Below are 17,850 nucleotides of genomic sequence, written 5' to 3'. Positions count from 1 at the left end.
TACAGCGATAACCCCAAAAGGGACAAATCTTCATAACGGCAGCGCAGTATGAAGATGAAAATAAAAAGTTAAAAAAGGTTTTTTAAAGTTTATGAATAGTATTAAAAGTTTTATAAGTTTTGTTGATGAGGAAATTAATTAATTATGAGTAAATCCATCATTATTTCAGAGCGCGATAATATTGCAGCAATTTCTGAAAATGGAAGAGTATTAGAATTTTTTATCCATCGTGGTGATATTTTATTAGGTGATATTTATTTATCAAAAGTTGAAAATATTTTGCCAAGTATTGATGCGGCTTTTGTGCATGTTGGAAGTGATAAAATGGGATTTCTTCATGCTTCTGATGTTACTGGCAAAGGTGCTTTGAAAGAAAGAATCAAGCCTAAACAAAGTATTATGGTTCAGGTAGTTAAAGAACCTACAGGACATAAAGGTCCGAGAGTGACTATGGCAATTAGTCTTCCCGGAAGATTTCTTGTTCTTATGCCTGATGAAAAGGGAGTTAACGTAAGTAAAAAAATATCTTCCGTAAAAGAAAGAGCAAGGCTAAAATCAATAGTCAGTCTTTTAAAACCTGCCGGTGTAGGTGTAATCATAAGAACAGAAGCAGAAAATCAATCAGAAGCTGAGATTCAGGAAGATCTGGAATTTTTGCTTGAAAAGTGGAATAGCATAATAACAGCGTCTGATACCGTAACAGCACCAAGCTTGCTTCATAGGGATCAGGATCTTTTATATAGAGTTATAAGAGAAGCTGTTACAGATGATATCAATGAAATTATTCTTGATACTTCTTTCGGCTATCACAGAGCCACACAGCTTTTGCAAAGCTGGAATATTTCGCACAAGTTAAATGTTTCCGTACATAAAGGCACAGATTCTATACTTGTTGCTAAGGGCGTTGATAGAGAAATCAGAAATGCTCTTCAAACAAAGGTTAATCTTCCAAGCGGCGGATATCTTTATATCCAGACAACAGAAGCTCTTGCTGTTATTGACGTTAACAGCGGCAAGTTTACAAGTTCAGCAACGCAGGACGAAACTATCAGAAAAACCAATCTGGAAGCTGTTGCAGAAGTAGCAAGACAGCTAAAACTCAGAAATATTGGCGGTATGATTATTGTTGATTTTATCGATATGGAAAACAGAGTTGACCAGCTAGCTGTTCTGGAAGAGTTTGAAATTGCGCTTGAAACAGATAAATCAAAACCGCAAATAGGGCAACTTTCCGATCTTGGACTTGTTGAGTTGACAAGACATAGACAAGGGCAGAGTCTTGCAGAAATATTTACCAAAAAATGCGCTAACTGCAATGGAAATGGCGTTATTATTGAAGATTTTAATTTCTCAGCTCCTCCTCAAGAGGGTGAAACCGTTGTCAAAACTTCAAAAATGAAATTTACAAAACCTATAAATAAAAATAATTTAGTAATTAATGAAGCAAAAAAGCAGGTTCAAAGCACTGTTCAGACAAGAATAATGCCTTCACCCGTTAAAAAAATAGAAACAAGTCCATCTTTGACAGCATCTGCTATTAAACAGCCGGTTCAACTTGAAGAAAAAAAATTATTCACTATAAATAATGAATTAATAAAAGACTATTTTGCTGAATCAGCATATATGCCTAAGGTTTCAAAACTTATAAGATATTATGCTGTACCTGCATCAATTGCCAGAAACTATTTAGGTAAAGATTTCACACCTGATGTGTTTACAATATTGCAGGAGTTGGAAACAGCAGAGAGTGTTCCTGCTGAAGAAAAGACCGGAGTTGAGAAGGTTATACCAAGACAACCGCAACAACCTTATAGAGGGGGGAATCAAAGAAGAGAATTTCAGTCTGCACCTCCGTTACGACCACAGCAAAGACCTGCGGAAACAGGAGTAGTTCCTCGTCCTCAGCAATATTTACAACCGCAAGTGCAGCCGCAAATTAGACCTCAAGTACAACCTCAGCCGCAGGTGCAACAACAAATATCACCTCAGCAACAAGAACAGCCGCAGGCTCAGGCACAACCTCAAGTACAACCTCAGCCGCAGGTGCAACAACATATACCGCCTCAGCAACAAGAACAGCCGCAAATACAAGAAACTCCCGTTGTAGAGGAAAAAACTGTTCCTAAAGAAGAAATAGCTAAAAAAAGAGGCGGCAGACGACCTATTAAGACAGACGGAAGACAATCTGCACAAAGAGGCAGAACTCCCGCCAAGAGTCCAAAAAATATACCAACAGATACAGAAAGTTAAATAAAGAAATACTGAGGGCTTAGAAAATGAAATTTATCAAAAATTTTCTAATTATATTTATGTGCACTTTTATTTCATTTGTTTTACAAATAAATTATGCAAGATGTTCTGATAATGGACCTGTTGTGCAGCAACCTGCTAAAATTCAGCAGCAATCTCAGATTATGGACGTTCAACAGCAACAGGCAGTACCTCAGCCTCCTTCAATCTCAGAGTCTGGCACTTCCAATATTGAATCGGGCGGGGCTGTAAAGACTAATCACGGATTTATCCCGATGTTTTTTAAGATGATAAAAACACTTTTTGGTGTGGTACTTCTTATCATTGTTATTGCGGGTGTAATTATTTTTAACAGGCGTATCAAGTCAAAACGACCCTCGAAGTTAAGAATCAAAAAACAAAAACATCAGGAAGTTGAAAAAAGAGAACCGGCAAATGTTAGCGAAGCAGTTGCTTCATTTGTAAGGCATAAAATAAAAAGAACTTCTTAGAGAAAAATAATTTATGAATGTAGAACAAATAACAAATGAGATAAAGAGTTTTTCTAACTCAGAATTTGCAGCACATCATGCAAAGTTTTTTAAAACAGGCAAAAATGAATATGGCGAAGGGGATTTGTTTTACGGATTAAAAGTGCCTGATATTAGAAAAATCGCAAAAAAATATTTTAAAGATATTACTTTAGGAGAAATTGAAGTCCTTATAAAAAACCCTTTTCACGAAGTAAGAATGGCTGCAATTTTAATGCTTGTTTTAAAATATCCGAAAATTGGTGAAGAAGAACAAGGAAAGATTTATAATCTGTATTTAAGCAATGTTAATTATATAAATAATTGGGATTTGGTTGATATTTCCGCACCGCATATAATTGGGGCTTATTTGTTTAAAAATAATACCGAAAAATTGTGGGAATTGGCAAATTCAGAGCATTTATGGAGTCAAAGAATTTCTGTGCTGGCAACATTTTATTTTATCAGGCAGGGAGAATTTATACCTACAATGGAACTATCAAAATATTTTTTAAAACATGAACATGATTTAATACATAAAGCAACGGGCTGGATGCTTAGGGAAGTAGGAAAAAGAGATATTAACAGTTTGTATTCTTTTTTGAATAAATTCCATAAAACGATGCCGAGAACAATGCTAAGATATGCTATAGAAAAAATATCACCACAACAAAGAATTATTTATATGAAAAAATAATTCTTTATAGAAAGTATTTAAATAAATGAATATAAAAATTATTGCAGTTGGAAAAATTCGTGAAAAATATATAAAAATGGGTATTGATGAATTCATGAAGAGAATTCAGCCTTATTCATCGCTTCAAATAATAGAAATTTCTTCAGAAAATATTTATTCGGATTCAAATATAAACAAAATTCTTGATATAGAATCTGAAAAAATACTTAAACAAATAAACGAAAATTCTTATTTTATTGCGCTTGATATTAAAGGCAAATTGCTATCTTCAGAAGATTTTGCAGCTAAGATAAAAGATCTTTCATTAAGCGGTATAAATCAGGTAGTTTTTGCTATTGGAGGGGCAGAAGGGCTTTCAGAAAAAGTCAAAAACCGTGCTGATTTAGCTTTAAGTTTATCTTCCATGACTTTTGCTCATCAAATGGCAAGACAATTATTGCTGGAGCAGATTTACAGAGCATTTAAAATTATTAACAACGAGCCATATCATAAATAATTTGATATAATTAAAGCTTATGAAAGTTATTGCTTACAATCACACACATTGGGACAGAGAATGGTATAAAACCTTTCAGGACTTTAGGCTGCGGTTTGTAGAGGTTTTGGATTTAATTATCAGGGAAATTCATAACAAAAATATTGACTGTTTTTATCTTGACGGCCAAACAGTAATTTTGGAAGACTATTTTGAGATTTACCCTGAAAAGAAGCTGCTTATACAAGACTTGATAAGTAAAAATAAAATTATAATAGGGCCATGGTATGCTCTTGCCGATGAATTTCTTGTATCGGGCGAATCTTTGTTCAGAAACATGATGATTGGGATTAAACAGGCTAAAGAGCTTGGCTGTAATAAATTTGTCGGATATTTGCCGGATTCTTTCGGGCATAGTTCAGAAATCCCAAGAATTTTATCAGCTTTTGCAATCAAAAATGCTGTTTTGTGGCGTGGAGCAGGAAGTCAAAAATCAGAATTTATCTGGAAATCGCAAGACAATTCTTCTGTAAAAGCAACTTATCTCATAGAAGGATATTTTCAGAATATTCTGCATTATGATATTTCTGTCAAAGAAAAAGCGGAAAAATTAAAAGAATTTCTCGATAAAATCAAAGAATATTCAACATCAGATTATATTTTGCTTCCGACAGGCGGGGATCATTTAGGGCCTGTAATAGCTTTAAAAGCCCAGCTTGAAGAAATCGGGAAAATACTGAAAGATTATTCTTTTGAATCAGGCGGGATTTTTGAATATATTGATAAAACAAAAAATCTTACTAATTTGTGCGAATTCAAAGGGGAATTAAGGGATAATTCAAGAAATCCGATACTTCCGGGGACATTATCCACAAGGCTTTATTTAAAGCAGGCAAATGCGCTTTCAACATGGAAATTGTCAAAGCTGGCAGAGCCTTTTTATGCTTTTGTCCGGTCGGCAAAACTCGTTGCGTCAAGAAACAACGAGCTTGAATATGCATGGAAAATGCTTCTTAAAAATCATCCGCACGACAGTATTTGCGGATGCAGTATAGATCAGGTTCATGATGAAATGATACCGAGATTCGCTCAGGCAGACCAAATTTCTGACGGGTTGATTTTAAGAGGACAAAATGCCGTTTCGCAGCTTGTGAAAAAAGATTCTATATGGGTTTATAATGCTTCTGATTATGACTTCAGCGGAGTTATAAGTATTAAAACAAAAGATAATTTGCCAAAAAATCTGAAAAAACAGTTCATAAAATCCGTTCGTGAGTTTCCTAAAGAAATTCTTCTTGATACCCAAAGACCGCCGTTTTCGGAGGATATAGAGGAGTTTAAAGAATATCTGGTTTATGTGGAAAATATTGCGCCTCATTCTATAAATACAGTCAATGAAAATTATAAATACTCAAAATTGCCTGATAACATTGAAATTGAAAATAATTTTATCAAATCTTCACGCATAAAAATTGATATAAATGTTGACGGAACTGTAAAATTAACAGATTTTGAGTTGAATAAAACTTTTGAGGGACTGCATTATTTTTATGATAGGGCAGATATAGGTGATACTTACAACTATTCACCTTTAGAAAATGATAACCCTTTAAAATCAAAGTTTATCAAGACTGAAGTCATAGAAAAAGGCAAATTAAGAAGTACTTTAAGAGTATATTACGAGCTTGATATTCCTGCTTATTTTGACGAAATTAAAAATTCCAGAAGCAAGGAATCTCATAAAACTGTTATAACCACTGATATTTCCATTAAGGTCGGATCTAAACGGGTAGAATTCAAAACAAGCTGGGAAAATAAATCAAAAGACCATATTTTGCAGATTAAGTTTGCTTTCAATGAAAATATTACAGAAACTTTTGCGGAGAATACTTTCGGGATTATAAAACGGGACTTTGATGCTGATTATAGCCTTAAAAAATTAATTCCTGCTTCAAAAGGCGTTGAATTAAAAACAAATACTGCTCCAATGCAGAGATTTGTTTGGACAGACGGATTAGGGATTATCACAGAAGGACTTTCCGAGTACGGTGTGAGCCAAAATGAGCTTTATGTAACGATTTTAAGAGCTGTCGGTAAACTGTCAAAACTTTCTATGAATACAAGAAATTTTCCTGCCGGTCCTCCTTTAGAGGCAACAGGAGCGCAATGTTTGGGAAACCAAACCGTAAAATATGCGATTTGCTGTGCAGAAAATCCTGTTGAATTATTCAAAGAATCTGACGAGTTTTTCGGAAATATTATTGCTGATGTTGGAAATAGCAAAAAGGATAATAATTATAAATTAACTTTCTTTTCAATAAACAACCAAAATATTTATAGTTACGCGATAAAACTGCCTGAAAAGGGCGAGGGTATAATTTTGAGGCTTGTGAATTTGTCGGACGAAGAGCAAAAAATTTCTTTATCAACGGGTTTAGACTTTTCTTCTTATGCAGAAGTAAACGGAATGGAAGAAAAGCTTTCTAAACAGTTTGGCTTTGAACAAGAGCTGGTGTTCAAGCCTTATGAATTAAAAAATATACATTTTGAAAAGGAAAAATAATTATGATTTCCGAAAAAAACAAAAAAGTCCTGATAACAGACTTTGACGGGACGGTAATAAAAAAAGATTTTTTCTGGTATATAATCGAAAAACTTATGACAGAAGAAGATGCTTTGCCATGGAAAGATTATCAGGCAGGAAAAATCACGCATTTTGAAGCTTTAAACAGGATTTTCGCTAAAATTCATATTAGTGAGGAAGAACTTCACAAAATTATTCTTGAACTTCCTGTTGAAGAATGTTTTCCGGAACTGGTCGGCTTTTGTAACAATAATGATATTGATATTTATATAGTAAGTGCCGGTGCGGATTATTATATAAACGTAATTTTAGACTTTTTAGGAATTAAAAACTCGGTGAAGCTGATAGCTAACGAAAGTACTTATTCCAAAAAAGACGGGCTCCAGATGGTAAAGCTGACTGAGGATTCCATTTTCTATTCAGAAAACTACGGTATAGATAAAGAAGCCGTTATGAAATTTATGAAAAACAGGTATGAGTTAACTGTTTTTGCAGGAGACGGCACTCCTGATTACAATGCAGCACTTTGGGCAGATGTTGTTTTTGCCAGAGGGACACTGCTTGAGCTTTGTAAGCAACATAATATTGACTGCATAAAACTTGATTCTTATTGCCAGATATTTGATTATTTGAAAAAAGATTATTAATTTATATCAAAATTATCTTTCATATTATAATTATTCTTAAAGTTCAATTAAGGGTAAATAATATGACTGAACCGAAAATTGGAATATATGGCAGCGAAAAATTAAATGGCGGCGTTTATAACATGCTTGCAAGTTTTAATAAGGGTCTACATGATGCATTTAAGGCAAAATTTTATGATGTTGAATATATGTATAAATATCATGAAGATAAAATATTACCTGATTTGAGTATAGCCTTTAATGGCAGTGGCGCAGATTTTTGGGAGTTTTATCTTAACAAAGGAATTCCTCATATTATGTGGGCTGTAGACTCAATTTTTATGCATATTTATGCGGCAAAATTGTCCATGAAATTCCCTAATTTCATATTCGCGTGCGTTTCTACTTCAGACATAAAAGCTATTAATCATTTTATGCCCAATTTACCGTTTCTATATCTACCTCATGCTGTAGATACTGATTTTTGGCTGCCCGATAACTCAGAAAAAGAGCATGATATAGTTTTTCTTTCTACATTGCAAGATTTTGAAGAAAAAATAAATAATTTCAGACAAAATTGGGATAAAAAAAGATTTGATCAATTTATGACAATTTATGAATATGCGCTGCAAAATCCTGACAAATCTTTTTGGGATATTTATAATTATTTTGCGATTATTTTTAATTTTGATATGCTTGACTTAAATGCGTATTATCAGATGTTTAACAGTCTTTGTTACACTGTGACATACACGAGAAGGGTTCATCTTATTAATAAATTGAAAGATTTTAATGTCAAGGTTTGGGGTTCTCCGGTGTGGGAAAAATATATTTCCGGAAATGTTCAATATATGGGAGCTGCTGATATAAAAGATTCATTAAAAATAGTACCTAAATCAAAAATTGTACTGCATCTTCAGCCCATGCAAATATTAGATGGACTTCATGAGCGAATATTAAATGCAACTTCAGCTAATTCTTTTATACTTACAGATAATAATGATGTTATAAAACAGTCTTTTGGCGATACGCTCGGCTATTATAACGGTTATACCTTTGACAACCTTCCTGAAACCGTTAATTATTATTTGAATAATAATGCAATAAGAGAAGAAAAATCCAATCAGTCAAGAAAAATTACATTACAAAATCATACATGGCGCAACAGAGTGACAGAGATTTTTGATATTATTAATGCTGTGAATGATATAAATGAGTGATTGGAAGGCTAAATGATTAAATTTCAGCAAAAACAGATATTTATCCCTTCCATACTTAAAATTGGCAAAGGCGAACTTTCTAATTTAGGTAATTATCTTAAAGAAGAAAGTTTTATGAATATTGCATGCTTTTTTAGTGCGGGAATTGAGGAACTTTTTGGCGAGAAAATCTTTCAAAGCCTTGATTCTAACGAAATAAAAATTCATCACAAAGATATAATAGAAGAGATTCATATAGAAAATATAATCCATACAGCGTTTAAAATCCCTAAAAACGTTGATGCTCTTGTCGGAATAGGCGGAGGAAAAGCTCTTGATTATTCTAAATACTGCGCTTTTGTTTTAGATTTGCCTTTTATAAGCATTCCTACTTCAACTTCTAATGACGGGTTTTGCAGTCCCAATTCTTCACTTCTGGTAGAAAACAAAAGAAAATCAGTTAAAGCTAAAATTCCTTACGGTGTAATTGTTGATATAGAAGTATTGCAAACAAGCCCTGAATCCTGTATATATTCAGGGATAGGCGATTTAATTTCAAAAATTACAGCAGGCTTCGACTGGAAAGAAGCTTCGCATCTTGGAAAAGATTATTTTAGCGATTTTTCTTATCTTATTGCGAATAATACGATTACAGATATTGTAAACTATCAAAATATCGACATTAAAAATACAGAATTTCTTTATCATCTTGCTAATTCTCTTTTAATGAACGGTGTTTCTATGGAAATAGCCGGTTCAAGCAGACCTGCCAGCGGAAGTGAGCATTTGATTTCGCATGCTTATGATGAAATCTCTAAAAAGCCTTCCATGCACGGTATTCAGGTCGGTATAGCTACTTATGTTTGTAGTTATCTCCAAAATAATCAGTTTGATGTGGTAAAAAACTTTCTTGAAATTACGGGATTTTTTGATTACGTTTCAAAATTTCCCTTGAATAAAGAAGAATTTGTTCAGGCAATAAAGCTTGCGCCGACAATTAAAGAAAATTTTTATACGGTTTTGTCGGTTTCCGGCAATGTAGAAAAAGCTATAAACTTTGTAAACACAGATGAAATCATGTTGAAAACACTCAAATAATAATATTTTTTGTTTAACTATACTTTTTTAAATAAGTATAGTTAAACCATTATTTACACCCCTATTCTGTTGAGTGAGGTTGCCGGAGAAGGAAGAATAAACTTAAACTTTATCCGATAAGTTTTTTAACCGCTTCTAAAACTCTTTGAGGCTGGAATGGTTTTACAATAAAATCTTTTGCTCCGGATTGAATGGATTCAATAACCATGGCTTGTTGTCCCATTGCTGAACACATAACAACTTTTGCAGCAGGATCAGAGTCCATGATTTTTTTTAATGCGGTAATTCCATCGCATACGGGCATAGTGATGTCCATGGTTACAAGATCAGGCTTAAATTGATTGTATTTTTCAAAAGCATCATTGCCGTTTACTGCTTCTCCGACTATTTCATATCCGCCTTTTGTCAATATATCTTTAAGCATCATTCTCATAAATGCGGCATCATCAGTGATTAGTACTTTAGGCATATATATTTATCCTCCTATAATTCAACTTCATTTTGACCAATTAATTTTACAGAAAATGATCCTGTCTGTATATCAAGCTTAAATGTTCTGCCTTTGTTACCGCCTGTATCAGCCTTTATTAATTCCAATCCTTCTTTGGATAGGGCTGCTTTTACCGCGATTGTATTTCTAAAACCTATATTCAAGATATTAGAGCCTTGTTGCAAATTAAACATTTGAGCTCCGCCTGCGATTTTTATTACAAGTTTGTTTTTATTCGCACCCATAGAAAACAATTTTTTTAATATTTCCGGAACAGCTGTATCTGCGTATTTTCCTTGATTTTCACTTTCTTTTAATGTTTTTGTACTGTCAGGAAGAACAATATGAGCCATTCCCCCTATTTTTGAAGAGGGATCATAGATTGCCAGTCCTATACATGAGCCCAAACTGGGTGCTACAAGTATAGTTCCCGGTTTTGATGATACTTCTATTTGACTCATTCCAATATTTATCACGTTACTCATTATCTATTTTCTAACCAACTCAATTCATATTTGCCATTAATAAATCAATTTCCGTACTTAAATCTACCATATCAGAAATTAATGACTCAATGCCAACAGAATTCAAATCTATTCCGATATTTTCCAGAGAACTTAAATTTAGGCTATGCATCATTCCATCATTTCCGAGCCCTATTCCAAGCATCATTGCGATAGAATCAGCCACATGTATAATATTTATAAGGTGTTTATCCAAGCAGGAGTTTTGGGCGCTATTGGGGTTATGATGAAACTCGATAGTTTCTTCCAGTACTTTTGGAAAATTCCATTTTGCTGCAATTTTAGCACCAACCTGCGAATGATTATATCCCAAAATTTTCTCTTCTGCCTCAGAAAAACCTGTATTTTCGGAATTAACAAGATTTACAATATTGTTGTACTCTTCTTTTACGTATTCATGTATAATTAGTTTGCCTATATCTCGTAATAAACCAGCTGTAAAAGCCAGTTCAGGGTCTTTATACCCTGATATTTCGGCAAGATATTTTGAATACACTGCACATGCGATGGAATTTCTCCATAATTCTCCTTTTGCAAGATCATAACCATCAATAGGTTTATTAAAAGAGCCTTTTGAAACTACAACAAATACCAGACTTTTTAATGTTTTAAATCCGAGTCTTGTTATTGCATCGTTTACAGTTACAATTTTTCTTGAAAAACCGAATTGCGCTGAATTACAGAGTTTTAAAAGCTGTACGGTAAAAGATTGATCAGCACCAATAATTCTGGAAAGCTCTGCAATGTTTACATTTAAGTTGTCAAGCATTTTAGCAACTTTTATTGCGATATGAAAGTTGCTGGGAATTGCATCAACACGATTCAATAATTTATTTATATTAATTGTGGTCATTGACTAATCCTTTTAGAAGTAGAACTAAGCAGCATTTTGAGCTTTTTTTATTACTTCCGTTACTTTTACAAAAGCTTCTATCTTTTTTTCTTCATCATTAATTGCCATGAATTTTTCTGAATTTATAAGTATTAATAGCCTGTTATTGTATTTGCCTATTCCGCAGAATATTTCGGCATTTTCGGCAAGATCAATCGGAGTCGGCTCTATTTCGCTGATATTCAGGTTAATCACTTCATTTACGTTGTCAACTATAAGACCTGTTGTTTCGCTTTCGACTTCCAAAATCATGATTCTTTTATCAATTAAGGAATTATCCTGTTTGTCTTTTAACAAAAACTTCTTTTTTCCGTCTATAACAGGAATTATATTGCCTCTTAAATTAATAACACCTTCCACATAGAGAGGCGATTTCGGTATTCTGGTAGCTTTTTGGGGCATTATTATTTCCTGAACACAGCTTATTGGAACGGCATACTCTTCACTACCAAGTTTAAAGATTATAACTTGTATTTCTTTTTGTCCTGATTTTATTAAATCCTCAAGCATTAAAGACTCCTAAATTAAATTATTGATGTTTAATATCAATGCTACTTCGCCGTTTCCAAGAGTTGTTGCTCCCGAAATATAGTGTTCTGAACATAATTTTTTGTTTATTGGCTTAATAACGACTTCCTGTTGTCCAACAAGTTCTGTTACAGATATGCCGATATATTTTTCCTGACTTTTTACGATTACTACAGTAATAGGTTTTTCAGCATCATCGATATAACCCGGTGTTTCAAGAAATTCCGGCATTCTTAAAAGCGGAATAGTTTTTTCTCTTACAGTTATAACTTCTTTATTTTGAATTTTTTTAACTTGATCTGCTGTTATGTCAATTACTTCGTTAATGCAGTTAAGAGGCATAGCGTAGATTTCTTCGCCGATTTTTATAATTAAAGCCTGTATAATTGCCATTGTAGAAGGTAAAGTTATTGTAACAACAGTCCCTTTATCTATTTTTGAGCTTATATTTACTGTTCCTCCAAGCGAAATAACTTTTGATTTAACCACGTCCATTCCAACACCGCGTCCTGATAAATCAGTTGCTACTTCTACCGTAGAAAAACCGGGCTTTAACACCAAATCAAAAATAGCGCTTTCGTCTAAAGATCGTGCGGCTTCTTCCGTGATAAATCCTTTAGAGATCGCCTTCCTTTTGATATTGTCAGGGTCTATTCCCCGTCCGTCATCAATAACTTTTATTAAAATATTATCGCCTTCGTTTAAAGCGTGCAGTTCGATAGTTCCTTTGGCTAATTTGCCCTTTTTAATACGTTCTTCAGGGGTTTCAAGACCATGATCAAGTGAATTTCTAATTAAATGAACTAAAGGGTCGCCTATTTCATCAACAACAGCACGATCAATTTCTATTTCTTTACCTTTTATTACAAGATTAACTTCTTTTTTTAGGTTTTTAGCAATGTCTCTTACAAGGCGGGGGAATCTGTTAAATACTTGATCTACCTGAACCATCCTAAGTTTCATCACAATTTCTTGAATTTCGCCGGTAATATTTTCCATAAACCCTACAGAATTTATCAGGTCATTGCTTTCAAGATCTTTTGATAATTCAAATATTCTTGTTTTATTGATTACAAGCTCCCCTACAAGATTCATAAGCTTATCCAGCCTGCTTGCATTTACTCTGATGGTTTGATTAACAACTTTAGAAATTGCTTTTTGTTCTTGAATATCTTCAGGCTTTGTTTCTTCTGATTGCTTAATTTCTGTAGTTGTTCCTGGGGCATCGTCTTTTGTAGCTGTATCTGTTTTTGTTAAATTTGTAATATCAGCGACATCAGCCTCTGCTATTTCTGATATATCTTTTATTTTCTCTTTTATTTGCTCATTAGGCTCATTGGTAATAAATACAGCCTTGACTACATGGTTGAAATCTTTTGTTTGTAAGAATACGCCTGATTCTATTTCTTCAACGCAAGGAATGTACTTTACAATTTCTCCCATATTTTCAAGAAGAGAATTTATCATATAGCTTCTTACGCCGGGAAGAACACAATCATTTGAGATGTATACTGTTATTTCTTTGATTGTTAGGCCTTGATTAAGTGCCGCATTAATTACTGTTTGTTCGTATTCATTAAATTCAAGTTTTTGGCATGCCGAAGTGTCAGGGGCAGCAGATTCTTTGTTGCTGATTACAGCCTGTAAATCTTTTACAAGTTGATTTATGGAAACATCTTCATTTTCTGAACCTTTGTCGACAATGTTGTCGACAAGTCCTTCCAGTTTGTCAAGACAACTGAAAAGAAGATCAACAACCTTGCTGTCAGCCTGTTTTTTGCCACTTCTTAAAGGTTCGAGAAGATTTTCCATATTATGGGTTAAATCAGATGTATAGTTAAAGCCCATTGTCTTTGCCATACCTTTAAAGGTATGTGCAACCCTGAATATTTCATTTAGAACTTCTGTATTTTCAGGTTCTTTTTCTAATTTTAATAGATTTCCATTTAAAATTTGCAGGTTTTCTTTGGATTCATCAATAAATAATCCTAAATATTGCTCTAAACTCAATTTATACCTCTATAACTATTACTTTTACCAGCTACACAAAGAAACTAAATACTTATTATTAATATAAGCTCATAAGTTTATTATACTAGTTTTTTTTATATCATCAAATAAAACTAATAATATTTTAACTTTTCGTTTTTATTTAACTCCAATTGCCAATTAATTTTCTTATTGTCATGTTGAGCAAAGCGAAACAGCTTTCCCTTTTGGGTTTTAAGCTTAAAAAGCTTTTTTGAACAGATTCTTCGGATTTATAGTCCTCAGAATGACAAGACATATATTCATGTGGAGTTTGAGTATCTGGCAATTCACGTTAAATAATTAAATCATTCCAGACTTCTATAGTTCGTGAGTTTATTGCAAGTTTTCTGTCAAGCAGGCTTCTTATTGTCAAATCGACTGTTACAAGAATTGTTTTGTCTATGTCGTTTGTTTGTTGAAGAATTTTTGCGATTTTATTTCTGTACTCAGGCGGTCTTGTTCTTTTTTCCAATTTATCAGACAAATAGACGATTTTTTCAAGGAGGCTCATCGCTGTTCTGCCTGTTGTGTGGTACATTATGGCGTTTAAGATGTCTTTGTCTTCTATTCCCAGCTCTTTTTGTGCCAGATAAGCCCCTGCAAAGGCGTGTAATATTTTATGGTTATTTTTTACATCGTCTTTTATGGGGAAATTATTCTCATTAACGATTTGCACAAGTTCTTTGTACTCAAAGCATTTTGCGTTGTCATGGATAAGTGCTGCAAGTGCTGCTTTTTCTTCATCCGCACCAAATCTGGCAGCAAGTTCTCTTGCGGTTTCTTCAGCTCCAAGAGAATGCAGATATCTTTCTTCATCACATTCCAGTTTGTTTTTTATCCATTCTCTTATGTCTATCGGATTATTTGTCATTTTTAACTTCCTTAATCGCAATAAAGCCTGTTTTTTTCAATATAGCTTTCCACTTCATTTGTTACAAGGTGTTTTACGGATTTTTTTTCTTTAACCCGCTGTCTTATAAAGGAAGAAGAAATATCGATTCTCGGAGCTTCCACAAATTTATAGCTGAAATCTTTCAAACTTAAATTATTTATAATTTCTTCTATATCTTTGCTTTTTGGTCGGGCAAGAACGATAAAATTAATTAATTTCGCCAGTTCTTCGTATTTATACCAGCTTTCTATATTATTAAAGGCATCAGCTCCTATAATAAAATTAATTTTGCTTTTTATTTCAGAATTTTGTCTGTAAAGTTCTTGAATTGTGTTGAAAGTATACGAAATTCCCTGAAGTTTCAGCTCAATATCAGAAACTTCAAAATGCGGATTGGTTTCAATAGCCAGTTTAACCATATTTAAGCGATGTGCGGCACCTGCTAAGTCAGAATCTCTATGTGGAGGAATAAATGACGGAATGAACAGAATTTTATCGGCATTTAGTTCAGTGCGGACTGATTCCGCAATTATGAGATGCGCAATATGAATCGGGTTAAAAGTTCCTGCAAATACAGTTAAATTCATTTATTATCCTTATTTCTTTGTCATAAAATTGCGAGGAAGAGCAAAATTGTTATATCACAAATTGACTTTAGGCTCTATTGGATAGATTATCACGCCGCTTTGCTTCTCAAGATGACAATGCGCAAATTAAACAGGTGTTTTTACAAGATCCATGAATATATTAAAAAATTTTGCTGCCGATTTTCTGTAATCTTCGCGGTTTGCGTCGCCGTTAATGATAATATCAGCATTTTTCACAGTCGGCTTAATGTGAATTTTTGTTTTCTCCATTATGCTCGCAAAGGCTTTTTCGGCCTGTTCGCCTTTAAAATCTCTTTCTGCTGCTCTTCTGAACCATCTTTCTCTTTGGGCTTCCGGTGAAACATTTACATACAAGCAAATATCAAAAATATTTTTAATTTTTTCATTTAAATTAAAAATACCCTCTGAAACAATTATAGGGTTTGTTTTGCAGAGGATATGGTTATCGAGTCTTATAGCTGTTCCATCCAGAAAATATTTAGGGGTCATAGCGTCATGTCCGCAGATAAGTTTTTCGATATGAGTTTTCAAAAGCTCAAGATCAACTGCACTGGGCGCATCAAGATCATAATTTTCAACAAATTTAGCTATTCCGCCGGCCGCTTTAACTTCTTTTGACCTGTCATAGTAATAATTATCGGCATTAACTTTAGTAATGTTTTCTTCAATCCCCATTCCGGCATGGATAGAATTAACAGAATCAACCAGATCGTAGACAAAACTGGATTTCCCGCTTGCTGTTTCTCCGGCAACACCTATTGCAACAGGTCTTTTTGCCAGACCGCTCAGAAAATATGTAAGTTTTATAATGGCTCTTGAATTTATTGATAATATTACCGGTTGTTCTAATTCTCTGTCTTCTTTTAAAAAATTTAAAATTCTGTTTTCGATAAGTTCTAGAATCTCAAAATCTGTATATTTAACGCCAAAGCTTAAGTCTGCGGATTTTGGCTGAATTAAATTTGTAACAGAACTAATCATTAAATTCTCTCTTTAAACTGCCTTAATACATTTTTCTAATATGTATAATACTTCTGAAAAATAAAAATTGATATTTTAGCTGAAAATTAGCTGATAAAATTTACACATTAAAGTAAAAAACAGCCCAAAGACCTTTATTGCATTGAATTTAAACCTATTTATAATTCTTAATAATTATTAATCTATTGTCACTTATATAATTATCTTGAAGGGTTTAGTCTTGTGATTTATAATTTTAATATATTACAATATTTATAAGGAAAATAGCTTTGCATGGCATTTTAAATTCAACAATAGTAACTTTTCTCGCCCTGTTTTTTACGATAGATGTTATAGGAACTACCCCTGTATTTGTTTCTTTAACAAGTAATGCCAACATTGCTTTCAGAAAAAAAATGGCAATTAAAGGCGTTATCATTGCTTTTTTTATATTATTTTTCTTTGCATTGTCAGGTACAGGCGTTTTAAATATTTTAGGCATAAGTTTACCTGCTTTTCGCATAGCAGGTGGAATTTTACTTTTAATTTTGTCTATAGATATGGTACTGGCAAAACCATCCTCGGGAATCAGATCTGAAACTGTCGAAGAGAGAGAAGAATCGATGGGGAAAAATGATATTTCGGTTTTTCCTCTTGCTATTCCTTTATTATCCGGGCCTGCTGCAATCACTATGGTTATTCTGTTTATGAAGCAGGCAGAAGGTGATTTGATTCATCAAGCAATTATTTTGTCAGCTCTTTTTGCCAATATGGTTATATGCTGGATTATTTTAACTTTTTCCGCATCCATAAGCCGGTTGTTAGGAAAAACAGGAATTAACGTTTTAAACAGAATTTTCGGAATTTTGTTAACGGCTCTTGCATGCCAGTTCTTTATAGATGGAATGCTAGAGGCTTTTTTTAAGCACTAAATAACTCGAATTGTTAATTAAATTTATGCGTCATTGCTAGGAGAGGATTTAGACTCGACGCGGCAATCCATTTTGTTTTTTAAGACCAATGCACGTCTAATTTGTGATAAAATATAGTCATATCAATATTAAAGGGGCGAAAATGACTACATTTTTCATGCTGGGTGTAAGCGAAAAAATTAAAAATAATAAAATAATTGCAGTAAACAAATTAATAAATTGGAACAGATGTTTAAATCATTTAAGAAAAATTCATAAAAGCGATGAAAGCCTAATGGGCGGTCAGGTTCCGTACGATAGATTAAAAATGTTCAAATCCATACTTTTACAACAATGGCACAGTTTAAGCGATGAGCAACTGGTTGAAGCTCTTAGCGTCAGAGTTGATTTTATGGCATTTACAGGCTTTGAACTAGCGGATGAATTGCCCAATGCTTCAACTTTTTGCAGATTTAGAAATAAATTAATCGAAAGAAATATTGAAAAAAGATTGTTTAAAGCAGGAGTTACGCAGCATAAGTTAAAGTCTTGTTGTCATTGAATTTTATAGTACAA

General features: G+C 33.4%; 18 protein-coding genes. 10 read left to right on the top strand and 8 right to left on the bottom strand.

The window, feature by feature from the left end; genetic code table 11:
- Nucleotides 1-144 precede the first annotated feature (144 nt).
- From WCG23_00790 to WCG23_00755, 8 genes are all read left to right on the top strand, one after another.
- Nucleotides 145-2,250: an Rne/Rng family ribonuclease gene (locus tag WCG23_00790; protein ID MEI8388397.1), complete on the top strand. Its 2,106-nt coding sequence runs from the start codon at nucleotides 145-147 to the stop codon at nucleotides 2,248-2,250.
- 26 nt (nucleotides 2,251-2,276) lie between these two features.
- Nucleotides 2,277-2,741: a hypothetical protein gene (locus tag WCG23_00785; GenBank protein ID MEI8388396.1), complete on the top strand. Its 465-nt coding sequence runs from the start codon at nucleotides 2,277-2,279 to the stop codon at nucleotides 2,739-2,741.
- Between the two features lie 13 nt (nucleotides 2,742-2,754).
- Nucleotides 2,755-3,456 (top strand): DNA alkylation repair protein, encoded by a 702-nt coding sequence (locus WCG23_00780; GenBank protein ID MEI8388395.1) that lies wholly within the window; start codon nucleotides 2,755-2,757, stop codon nucleotides 3,454-3,456.
- Between the two features lie 25 nt (nucleotides 3,457-3,481).
- The gene (gene rlmH / locus WCG23_00775; protein ID MEI8388394.1) at nucleotides 3,482-3,952 is read left to right on the top strand and encodes a 23S rRNA (pseudouridine(1915)-N(3))-methyltransferase RlmH; all 471 of its coding nucleotides are present in this window, start codon (nucleotides 3,482-3,484) and stop codon (nucleotides 3,950-3,952) included.
- 19 nt (nucleotides 3,953-3,971) lie between these two features.
- Nucleotides 3,972-6,494, top strand: a complete 2,523-nt coding sequence (locus tag WCG23_00770; protein ID MEI8388393.1) for a glycoside hydrolase family 38 C-terminal domain-containing protein — start codon at nucleotides 3,972-3,974, stop codon at nucleotides 6,492-6,494.
- 2 nt (nucleotides 6,495-6,496) lie between these two features.
- A complete protein-coding gene (locus WCG23_00765; GenBank protein ID MEI8388392.1) occupies nucleotides 6,497-7,162 on the top strand; it encodes an MtnX-like HAD-IB family phosphatase in 666 nt (221 codons plus the stop codon).
- A gap of 62 nt (nucleotides 7,163-7,224) precedes the next feature.
- Nucleotides 7,225-8,361: a glycosyltransferase gene (locus tag WCG23_00760; GenBank protein MEI8388391.1), complete on the top strand. Its 1,137-nt coding sequence runs from the start codon at nucleotides 7,225-7,227 to the stop codon at nucleotides 8,359-8,361.
- A 12-nt stretch (nucleotides 8,362-8,373) separates the two neighbouring features.
- Entirely contained in the window at nucleotides 8,374-9,438 is a 1,065-nt protein-coding gene (locus WCG23_00755; protein MEI8388390.1) for an iron-containing alcohol dehydrogenase family protein, read from the top strand.
- A gap of 109 nt (nucleotides 9,439-9,547) precedes the next feature.
- Here the strand turns inward: WCG23_00755 and WCG23_00750 are convergent, their stop codons facing one another.
- From WCG23_00750 to WCG23_00715, 8 genes are all read right to left on the bottom strand, one after another.
- On the bottom strand, nucleotides 9,548-9,907 hold the full coding sequence (locus WCG23_00750; GenBank protein ID MEI8388389.1) for a response regulator: 360 nt from the start codon (nucleotides 9,905-9,907) through the stop codon (nucleotides 9,548-9,550).
- A 14-nt stretch (nucleotides 9,908-9,921) separates the two neighbouring features.
- A complete protein-coding gene (locus WCG23_00745; protein ID MEI8388388.1) occupies nucleotides 9,922-10,413 on the bottom strand; it encodes a chemotaxis protein CheD in 492 nt (163 codons plus the stop codon).
- 19 nt (nucleotides 10,414-10,432) lie between these two features.
- Nucleotides 10,433-11,305 (bottom strand): HDOD domain-containing protein, encoded by an 873-nt coding sequence (locus WCG23_00740; GenBank protein ID MEI8388387.1) that lies wholly within the window; start codon nucleotides 11,303-11,305, stop codon nucleotides 10,433-10,435.
- A 24-nt stretch (nucleotides 11,306-11,329) separates the two neighbouring features.
- A complete protein-coding gene (locus tag WCG23_00735) occupies nucleotides 11,330-11,854 on the bottom strand; it encodes a chemotaxis protein CheW (GenBank protein MEI8388386.1) in 525 nt (174 codons plus the stop codon).
- A 9-nt stretch (nucleotides 11,855-11,863) separates the two neighbouring features.
- Entirely contained in the window at nucleotides 11,864-13,882 is a 2,019-nt protein-coding gene (locus WCG23_00730) for a chemotaxis protein CheA (protein MEI8388385.1), read from the bottom strand.
- Nucleotides 13,883-14,195: 313 nt separating this feature from the next.
- Nucleotides 14,196-14,774, bottom strand: a complete 579-nt coding sequence (yqeK, locus tag WCG23_00725; protein ID MEI8388384.1) for a bis(5'-nucleosyl)-tetraphosphatase (symmetrical) YqeK — start codon at nucleotides 14,772-14,774, stop codon at nucleotides 14,196-14,198.
- 11 nt (nucleotides 14,775-14,785) lie between these two features.
- Complete coding sequence (gene nadD, locus WCG23_00720; protein ID MEI8388383.1) at nucleotides 14,786-15,382, bottom strand: nicotinate (nicotinamide) nucleotide adenylyltransferase; 597 nt, start codon at nucleotides 15,380-15,382, stop codon at nucleotides 14,786-14,788.
- A 126-nt stretch (nucleotides 15,383-15,508) separates the two neighbouring features.
- Nucleotides 15,509-16,384 carry a hypothetical protein gene (locus WCG23_00715; GenBank protein ID MEI8388382.1) on the bottom strand — a complete coding sequence of 292 codons (876 nt, stop codon included), beginning with the start codon at nucleotides 16,382-16,384 and terminating at the stop codon, nucleotides 15,509-15,511.
- 269 nt (nucleotides 16,385-16,653) lie between these two features.
- Here WCG23_00715 and WCG23_00710 point away from each other — a divergent pair, with 269 nt between their 5' ends.
- Both WCG23_00710 and WCG23_00705 read left to right on the top strand, forming a co-directional pair.
- Complete coding sequence (locus WCG23_00710) at nucleotides 16,654-17,295, top strand: MarC family protein (GenBank protein MEI8388381.1); 642 nt, start codon at nucleotides 16,654-16,656, stop codon at nucleotides 17,293-17,295.
- A gap of 142 nt (nucleotides 17,296-17,437) precedes the next feature.
- Complete coding sequence (locus WCG23_00705; GenBank protein MEI8388380.1) at nucleotides 17,438-17,836, top strand: transposase; 399 nt, start codon at nucleotides 17,438-17,440, stop codon at nucleotides 17,834-17,836.
- Nucleotides 17,837-17,850 lie beyond the last annotated feature (14 nt).

The sequence above is a fragment of the bacterium genome (assembly GCA_037147175.1).
Taxonomy (GTDB): domain Bacteria; phylum Cyanobacteriota; class Vampirovibrionia; order Gastranaerophilales; family UBA9971; genus UBA9971.
The sequence above is the reverse complement of the archived record's forward strand: the minus strand, read 5'-3'. Positions and strand labels throughout refer to the sequence as shown.